Origin of the sequence: Bradyrhizobium nanningense, assembly GCF_004114535.1 — a bacterium.
Classification (GTDB): Bacteria; Pseudomonadota; Alphaproteobacteria; order Rhizobiales; family Xanthobacteraceae; genus Bradyrhizobium; species Bradyrhizobium nanningense.
The window spans coordinates 1-8,913 of sequence record NZ_LBJC01000011.1 but is presented as its reverse complement, the minus strand read 5'-3'; the positions used below and the strand labels follow the sequence as shown (position 1 = coordinate 8,913).

Below are 8,913 nucleotides of genomic sequence, written 5' to 3'. Positions count from 1 at the left end.
GTAGTCCAGCACGAGCAGAGCGAGCGTCAGCACGGTGGCGGCGCGGATGATGTTCAGCGCATCCGGCAGCGAGATGAAGCGCCACTTCGTCGTAGTCAGGTTGAAGAGGAAGAACACGACCACGCTGAGCGCAAGGAAGTAAGGCAGGATCTGGAACAGCAGCGGCAAGCGGTCGTAGAAACCGTCGCCCCCCTCGAATCGCACGTAAAAGGCCGCGAAAAGCGCCGCCGTAGTCGCCAGCAAATCGTGCAGCGCAATCAGGAAATTGCGCGAATTGAGATGCGAAAGACGCGTCATCCGCCGACCGATGAAAACCCAGTTTGATGCAACCTGACCGCGCTGATAGCCCATCTGGACAAGAGTTGCCAGTGCCGCGACGGTGGCCAGATGGGGCGCGCCTGGTAAACCTGATAGTATAATCCGCAGCCCGCTGGTCTAATGCGCTGCTTGCATTCTCATTTCACAATTCAGGACGATCGGGAGGGAACCATCCTTCGGATTGCTCGCTGCTAGCGGGCAGCGGCCCTTCGGATGACGGATCCGAAAACGAGCTGATTGTGTCTGGCTAGCAGTTTCCTGTCCCCCGACGCTGTAGGATTCACGCAACAATAGCACAAAAGACCAGGAGCTGAACACGAGGCAGATGCACTCGCCGAACGCTTTTAAGGGACTGGCCCTCTGGACATGGCGCACGATCCTGGCCCGATTTGAATTTGCCATCTAACTGGACAAAGAAAAAGGGCAGAGTTGCGAGCGGCCTATACTTACCATTGGCATGACGGACTGACTGGGCACTTGTCAGCAAGCTTAGCAGCGCGAAGAGTAAATCGGCCAGGCAGCTCACCGCGGCTTGTGCGCTCATCCACGGGCATCGATCCTGTTTAATTCATTTGAAGGCCTGCTTAGTTGGAAGAGCTGTCCAACCGTAAACCCGGGCAGTCTGTGCTAAACTAATAAAACTATAGACGATATCCAAAGCACTCGAGAGCAAAATGAGCGGAAGGAACGAGCTTGTGCGCTATTTCTGAAATCGCTGAGGGCCGCATCACAAGTAGCGTTCCCTCGCAAACAATCAATCGGTCGATGGGGATATTACGCGCGACGAAGATCTCTCCATGCACGACGCCGCCCGGCACGTCGGGATCGGGGCCAAGTCGCGAAGCCAAGTGCTGAAAACTGGAGGCGGGCAAGCGACAGCCGATTTCCTCGAAAATCTCTCTTACAATACAATCCAAGAACGCCTCGTTGCCTTCGCGATGGCCCCCAAACAATCCAACTTTTCCGGGATGCAGGATCCCAGGAATATTGTCACGCTGCTGCAGTAGAAGGCGCCCGTCCTGTGCAAAAAGAATGGCGGCTGTCGCTTCTCGTCGCTTAAGATCCATGAGACTGCATCAAAGTACCATCTGATTAGGGGAAGAAATGATTGCCCTTCGATTCCTGCGCTGACAGATTCTCCTTGATCACCGACTCCCCGAAGCCAAATTATCAAACTTGGCGCCACGCTATCCGGCGGGGCGCAAAGCACAACTAAGGGCAAGCCGATGATGATCATAGGTCAACATCAGGATACTTTCCAGTCTGATGTAGCGGCTACTGCAAGCCCATCATCTTTTTGTTTGAACTCGATCGCGCGAGAATGCGGTCCTTCTAGGAAGATGCTGACGCGTGCTCTCGGCGGAGTGAGAAATTGAAGAACCTGATCGATAGTCCCTCATTCGTTGGTGAGCTCCTCCCATTTGGTACACGTGCATTCCGGAACGATACAAGTTGACGATTGCATTCCAAAGCTCCTTCGCAATCAATAGCAGAGCGATTTGCAAGTTGGCCCTCCAGACTCGCTCGTCTCCGTGCCGTGGAGTGATTGATGATGCGATCGGCACAGCGGCACAGTGAACACATGTCACTTTGCGCCTTAATGTTCTTGGCTGAGCAAAGTTGAGCTGATGCGCATCAGCCGGTGTCTTCTGGCAAACTAGACACCCGTGGCCGCGGATGAAGGCGAGGTGATCCTTACTCCGCCTTCGAGGCGGCTCTTTCGGAAAGGCGAGCCCGACCTAATCTCCGAAAGGAGCGTTGGCGGGCGGGTGAACGTCGCTCGTTGTCGCAAGCGATGCCATACTGCAGGCGTTGAAGGGTGGGCGAACCCTGCGTGAGATCACGATGAACTTGAAATGGCTGAAGTTCACCAGTCGCGAAGTCCTTGAGAGACGTTGCGCCTCGCATCCGATTCGGGGCGCTAGGTAAAGGCGCTGGTGGCGTGCAATGCGCACGCCGGCAAGCTTCGAAAGCTTGAAGCGATGGGCGCATTGCGGAAGCGTGCGATGAGCCATTGCAAGCGAGGACACGAGTTCAACGAGACAAACACTCGATACCGTCCGAGTGCGGACGGGACTGGCCTATTTTGCCGTCAGTGCAGGATATCCGCGAACGCCAACAAAATACGGGCCCTCTCATGAAACCAGAACAGCTCAGGCGCGTGAAGGACGTCCTGAGGCGCAAGATACCATCGGGCCAACTCGCGCAGGGATTTGCAGTTGGCCGACCTCGCGGCAACAAGGCCGACAAGCGATTGAAGCTAGTCGACATCCTTCCTACTGTCGACAGCGCCGGCTTGATCCCGAGTTTGACAAATGTGTGCGGGAGTCCCTGGAAGTAGAAGTTGAGCGTAGAGCGCGGCGTAAGATCAACAAAAATAGTGAAGTGGTGTATCGCCAAGTTCGCGATCTCCTGCCGAGCCATCTTCCAGAGGAGGCCAAGTGCGAGATCTCAGGCGTTTACCGAAGTATTTGCTTCGGTGGCGGTGTTGAAGCCAAGCTCCAGGGGCGATTCCGTCTCCCGGGGTCTCTAGGATGACTGACGCGCCAAAGCGCCCCAGAAGGGGATAGACAGAAATCCCCATACTGTGGTGGGATCGTGCCATGAAATCTCGGCTCAAACTTCTGCTTATCGTCGCAGGGATATTTTTCGGGTACCTGGCGCTCAGCGTCGTCACATTCGAAGATAACGGCTCGGCCTATCTCGGGCCCCGACGCTAACGGCCCGCGACGAGTTCCCCACAGGGGGAGTAGATTTTTAACGCACACGGTTGGGTGTGAGAGCCCGGACCAGTGATGTCGACCGCATTCCCTGCAAGGAATGCCCTATCGCCTGCAAGCGATGGGCGGCGGTTGAATGAGCCTTAAGAGGGCTCAACGGACGCGCTTGGCGGCGCGGTACCGACCGGACCTTTATGGCGGGGGCGTGCCGTCTGTCCAGAGCGCTTCGGCCCTTAAAAGCGGTGCACCTGTCTCATTGGCAGGCTCTCACCCCCCGGTTGTCCGGTCTGTCACCGGGCGCGGCTATTAGAGATCACCCAAACTTCCGGCAGCGATCAATCGCTCGCATGCGACGTGCTCCGGACTGTGACGCTGTCGCTTCGCAAGATCGCGCAATACGGGAAGGCAAATGAAGCGGCGGCGCCGAGTTCACAGGAAGCGCGACCGGCACCGGCTGATGACGCACCGCCGGCTGTTGAAGCGGTAAAGGATACGGCCCGCCGGCTCATAGGCCGGCGGGTAGCCGCCATTCTAACCACGGTCGCAGCCGTCTTGTCGTACCATGTCGAGAAGCGCTTCTAGAAGAGACGCCACGTACAAGCGGCTAGGTCGCCGGGAGAGCTCGCACTGGCAGCCACCTAGCGGCTTTAGTTGGCGGCCGAATACTCCTGCCGCTCGCAATCTTCTATAATCACGGACTGTCTCGAAAACTTGTAAACGCCATCGAAAAATAGGGAATAAGTGAGGCGCGGTCTATCGAGCAGCTGGTTCGCCTCTCGCAAGCAGACGAAATAACCCCCCGGCCCGTGGTCAGCCTTTCGCAGGGTGGAGATTTCAATTGGCCTAGCTAGTTTTGCCTCTGCCGCCGTAATCTGAACGCCCTTTTTTATTTCTTCCTGACTAGGCGGCCCCACGGGGCCACGCGCTGGCACGGGGACGGTTGCGTCTGCCCAGATTGAGGAGCAGGCAGTCAAGAGCAGGCACAACAAAGGACTATAACGCATTACTGGTCGAGTTCATCCGGGCAAGGGTCGGCGGATTTTCTTTGGCGCCCCACAAGGACAGAATGATCAATGGCCAGGATCGGGCGAGATGTCCAGTGGGAGCGATCCCTAAAACCGACCGGCGAGTGCATCTGCTCGTGTTCAGCTCTTGGCCATTCATTCGTCGGTTTGGGGGGAGGGGATACTTTCTGGCTAGACGACCAAGCGGCTCGCCAGCTTCCGCGAGGGTGAGGTCGCGCAAACCGAGGATCTGTGCTTCCGACCGGCTCCGGTAGACGTCGATGTGATCTCGCCAAATTCGAGCCGTTGGGCGTCGGCCTTCCCTTGTCTCTGCTTGTGTCAGCTCTGATCAGGTCACTTCAGCTCCTATAGTTGGACCAGCAGCGCCATGGGCGCGAGACCTCAACGTACCGCCCCCAGGTCGACAACCGGCCGATGCAGAAATCTCAGGCATAAAAGCGGACCTGAATGCTGCGCGAGCGAAAGCTTCGCACTAGATATGAGGTTCGGCTAGCAGAGACAGCGCCCACCGGTTCTCGCTGGCGAGTTCATCGCGTTTAGATTGAACGAGACGATTTTGCGGGGAATCGATCCCATGGAACACGATGGGCGATGCGGATCAACGGCCGCTCGATCCATCGGTAACTTACCCATCCGACAACAGCGACGGAGGCGATGGTCGTTGCGTAGAACGCGAAAAGCCCAGGGACCCCAGTGGCTCCAAAGGCAATCGCGAGCACAGTCAGGATGACCGTATTCCACAAATAGATGCTGTAGCTGGCGTCGCCTGCTGCAATCATCACGCGCGGGATTCGGATGGCATTTCGCATTTCCAGGGCCACCAAGCCATAGACCATCAAAGCAGAGGGGATCCCAAATCCGAAGATGCGGAATGTTTGGGTGTCGATCGCATAGTGTCCGCCGGCGAGGTAGGGGCCGACAAAATCAGGAACCGCGGACTTGAATAAGAAACCGACCGATGCTGCCATCCACACCGCTCCCATCAAAAATGCTGTTTTAGCGAAGCAGCGGACCTGGGAGGACACGAGCGCTGCTACGACAACACCCATCACGAATTCAGTCAGATGCAAGCTCGTGAAGGATGAGGATGGAAGGCCGCTGTAAAAGGCAAAACCGCAGGACGCAACGATCGCAAGGGATAAGACGGCGTAACCGTACGAAAGGCGACGGCGGAACAAAATGAGCAACAGCGCCACCAAGAAATAGAAGCGCAGCTCGATAACGAGAGTCCACGCAACTCCGTGGTTGATCGGTGGCTCTACCAATGTGAGTTGCCACCACCAGGTCCGCCAGTCCCACCATTGAAAGGCTTCCTGCGGCAGCACGGTGACAAAAAAGGTGATCCAAAATAGAGGGAAGATCCGCAACGCTCGCTTGGTGGTGAAGTCGGCGCATTCTCTAAAGCGATCGGTCTGCCGAGGCGCTTGAGTGACAATGAAAATGATGAAGCCGGAAATGACGAAAAATAGATCGACGCCCGCATGTACATAGGATTGCGTGGCTCGATAAAGGAACACGCCTAACGCATCTGTCTTGCCGAGAACCGTCGTTGCCTGTGAACCGATGTGACCGAGCACTACCGCCCAAGCTGCCAGCGCTCGCAGCGACTGGATTGATCCTAATTTCCCCATAAGGTCGGTTAAGGTCGGCGTCTGCGGATGTCCAGTAGCAATGTCCTATTGCGCGCTGTGGATGTGGAAGGAAGCCCAAGCGGCCCCTACGTCATTCGTCCGGTTCCGTCGGGCGTGGGTATTTCCTGACTAGGCGGTCAAGTGGCTCACGTGCCTCGGCCTCTGTGAGCTCGCGAACTCCGAGGACTCTGGCCTCAGACCGGTTGCGGTAAACGTCCAGATGATCTCGCCAGATCTCAGCCGTCGCGCCGCGCAAGCCGCGAAGCCAAACAAGCCAGGCCCTATTCACATTCCGCTCCTTTGGGAACCGGAGTCCCTAGTGAGGCGACACGAGCGCAGCCACGCTAAATGCGATCACGCAGGCGGCCGCTAAGGACCAGAGTGTTATTGCGATCTCTCTTGGCATGGTGATTAAAACGAAAATCTCGGGTTCCGTGTTCCTTTAGGCTCGCTCATTTGAGCCTTCCGCGAGCCTCTACCATGACCATCGCCGCTACAAACACCACGACTAGAACGATCCAGCCAACGGCCGACACTACATCCATGATACGCCCCCTTTGCGCTGAGGGCAGAATAAGAATCACGCATTCGCAGGTTTGTCCAAGCTACGGTTTTAGGGACCGACCGTGGCTTGGACCGTAGATTGCTCGCGGCGAAGGCCGGAAAGGTGAGCAATTTCAGCGAGGTTGACAGGACACCCCTTCCCCCGAGGCGTGGGCGAGCGGGGGTGAGAAGGATCTGACCTGTGACCTGCTCAATCCGGGTGGTCTGGACGGTGGCGATGTCGTGCTGGCTCAGGGGCTTGCGGACGATATCCAGGCCGGACGCGAGAGAAGCATAGCGGAAGGTCAGGTTATTCTCCCGCGGGAACGACGAGCGGATCACAGCGGTCAGGGTCTTCTCAGGGTTTGTCAGTTCCGCCTGGGCTCGGGCTAGGGCGGAAGCGATGGTTCCGATGCGCTCGCTGTCGTAACCCACATGTTGTGCTGCAGCTGCGCCATGTGCTTCTGGGCCGCGGCGGAAGGCCCAAGGCAACATGAATTTGGCTTCGAAGACGGCGCCGGTCTGCTCGACGGTCCCATCAAGCGTTGCGGCCATCCATCTGTGTACGGGATGGCGAACACGCTTCTGGATGTCCTTGACGGTGTGACCACTAGCGCGCTGGTAACCAGGCGCGGTTCAAGACCTCGGTCACGGTTCCAAGCTGCACGATCAAATTGTCCGAGAGGTCCTGCGGCTCCGTTTCGCCGCGTTTTTCCCGCCACAAGCGGGTGAGGCTGTCTTGATCATCTCCCATGATGATACGGGCCTCCGAGCCGCCGATGAAATGGCGCCGGTCATTTGGGTTGAACCTGATGATATGATTTGGCGCGTCGACGCCATTCGCTTGAACCGTCGTCACCGGTATCTCCTACGCAAGAACAAGCGGCGCTACATGCCGCACTGCCCGAAGCCCCGCGTCCGCGAGGCGAGATACCGGCGTCATAATTGGCGTTTGCGCCCGGCCGACTCAGTAACGCTCCAAACGCCGGGGAATGCCAGTCCTTTCTGCAGCAATCTTGTTGCTCGTTTGGCGGCTGAAATGGCTCTTGTTCTCACGGTTTAGGCAAGAACGATGAGGAGGCTGACCAGCATCAAAGCGACAAAACGAAGCCAATCTACGCCGGACGGGCCACGCGGCGCAGGCAAGACTCCTCTCCAACCTCGCCCGACGTGTTGAAATGAAGCCGTGATTGTCGGAAGATCGGCAGTATCCCCTCCAGCGTGGGCCAGTGAGCTTGATGCGTCCGGCAGTCTTTTTTGATCGTGATGGCGTCCTCAATGAGGACGACGGCTATGCTTTTGATCCGGCCAAGATCCGGTGGGTGCAAGGAGCTCAGCAGGCCGTAAAGGCAGTCAATGATGCCGGTTATTTTGCGTTTGTCGTGACGAACCAATCAGGAATTGCGAGAGGGTTCTTTGAGGAGCGGCACGTTCGCAATCTGCACGACTGGATGTCGTGTGAGCTCGCTGTTGTTGGTGCGCACATCGATGCGTTCGAGTTTTGCCCACATCACCCCGATGGCCTGATTGAGCGTTATCGTATCCTCTGCAATTGCCGGAAGCCGCAACCGGGCATGATCACAGCTCTGCTTGAGCGGTACCCAGTAGATATTAATGCTAGCTTCATGATCGGGGACAAACAGAGCGACCTTGCTGCAGCGCAGGCGGCCGGCATCGCAGCCCATCTGTTTGATGGGTCTAACCTGCACACCTTCCTCGCTCCGCTGCTGACGGCTTGCTCCCATGGCCCTCCTCATCGATCGCCGTCGCATCGCGGAGACGCGGGAAAGTAGGATTTGTGCGGTCGATTGCTAATTCGGGAAATCAATGGAGGGAAGTTGGCGTCAAAGCGTCAAATCGAAGCCAATCGTGCAAACGCAGCGAAGAGTACCGGCCCGCGAACAAGCACGGGGAAAGGAATCTCGAGCCGCAATGCTTATCGGCATGGCTTGTCTCGCTGCGACGATTCCGACGGCTCTGGTTTCGCCCGGTTCGATGCAGTTTTTGCGGAGGAGTTCAAAGGCGCGGGTATGGAGATCGCGCTTCAAGATCTGGCTCAAGCCAGGAATCGACAGGATCGGCTGCGAGCTATTAGGTTAAGCCTGATATTGCTTGTGATTGAGGACGCTGATCCAAAACAAATAAGGCTTCTGTCGAGCTTGGAACGTTATGAGAAGGCTGCCCTATCGCGGCAGCGACGAGGTTCTCAAAGGTCGTGTCCTCGGTGGTGGTGTAGCTCGGTAGAGCAAAGCCGCGCGGACGCGCGCCCCACATAGCGCCGTAGCGGGCGGGCGGCTTTGCGGTGGTCACCGGCAGTTCTCCGGTAGGATCGGGTTGCGACACGCCAACGCAACCGAGGAACCACCGATGACCGACGACATGATGAACCTGCGCACGCTCGTGGAGAAGACCCCTGATGCCGATCTGTTGCGCGAGATGATCGGCTTTGCCGCCCAGCGTCTGATGGAGCTGGAGGTCGAAGGCCAGACCGGAGCGGCCTACGGCGAGAAGACCCCCGAACGTGTGGCCCAGCGCAACGGCTACCGCGACCGGATCTGGGAGACCCGCGCCGGTGCGGTCGAACTGCGCATTCCAAAGCTGCGCAAGGGTTCCTACTTTCCCGGCTTCCTGGAGCCGCGCCGGATGGCCGAGAAGGCGCTCACCGCGGTGGTGCAG

Annotated in this window: 5 protein-coding genes and 3 pseudogenes; 2 read left to right on the top strand and 6 right to left on the bottom strand. The window is 57.6% G+C overall.

Features of this window, described 5'->3' with window-relative positions; genetic code table 11:
• From XH84_RS07115 to XH84_RS07090, 5 genes and pseudogenes are all read right to left on the bottom strand, one after another.
• Positions 1-297, bottom strand: a pseudogene (locus tag XH84_RS07115) (capsular biosynthesis protein); the annotation flags it as partial.
• A gap of 662 nt (positions 298-959) precedes the next feature.
• Positions 960-1,385, bottom strand: a complete 426-nt coding sequence (locus tag XH84_RS07110) for an NUDIX domain-containing protein (protein WP_128917800.1) — start codon at positions 1,383-1,385, stop codon at positions 960-962.
• Positions 1,386-4,599: 3,214 nt separating this feature from the next.
• On the bottom strand, positions 4,600-5,694 hold the full coding sequence (locus XH84_RS07100; RefSeq protein ID WP_128917799.1) for an acyltransferase family protein: 1,095 nt from the start codon (positions 5,692-5,694) through the stop codon (positions 4,600-4,602).
• A 692-nt stretch (positions 5,695-6,386) separates the two neighbouring features.
• Positions 6,387-6,672: pseudogene (locus tag XH84_RS40600) on the bottom strand (ERF family protein); the annotation flags it as partial.
• Positions 6,636-7,054: pseudogene (locus XH84_RS07090) on the bottom strand (YqaJ viral recombinase family protein); the annotation flags it as partial. The pseudogenes XH84_RS40600 and XH84_RS07090, both read right to left, overlap by 37 nt.
• Before the next feature lie 418 nt (positions 7,055-7,472).
• Here XH84_RS07090 and XH84_RS07085 point away from each other — a divergent pair.
• Positions 7,473-8,030: a D-glycero-alpha-D-manno-heptose-1,7-bisphosphate 7-phosphatase gene (locus XH84_RS07085; RefSeq protein ID WP_128917798.1), complete on the top strand. Its 558-nt coding sequence runs from the start codon at positions 7,473-7,475 to the stop codon at positions 8,028-8,030.
• 298 nt (positions 8,031-8,328) lie between these two features.
• Here the strand turns inward: XH84_RS07085 and XH84_RS07080 are convergent, their stop codons facing one another.
• Positions 8,329-8,547 (bottom strand): hypothetical protein, encoded by a 219-nt coding sequence (locus tag XH84_RS07080; protein ID WP_128917797.1) that lies wholly within the window; start codon positions 8,545-8,547, stop codon positions 8,329-8,331.
• Positions 8,548-8,604: 57 nt separating this feature from the next.
• Between XH84_RS07080 and XH84_RS07075 the strand changes: the two genes are divergently transcribed.
• A partial coding sequence (locus XH84_RS07075; RefSeq protein ID WP_208757051.1) for a transposase occupies positions 8,605-8,913 on the top strand: 309 nt, incomplete at its 3' end.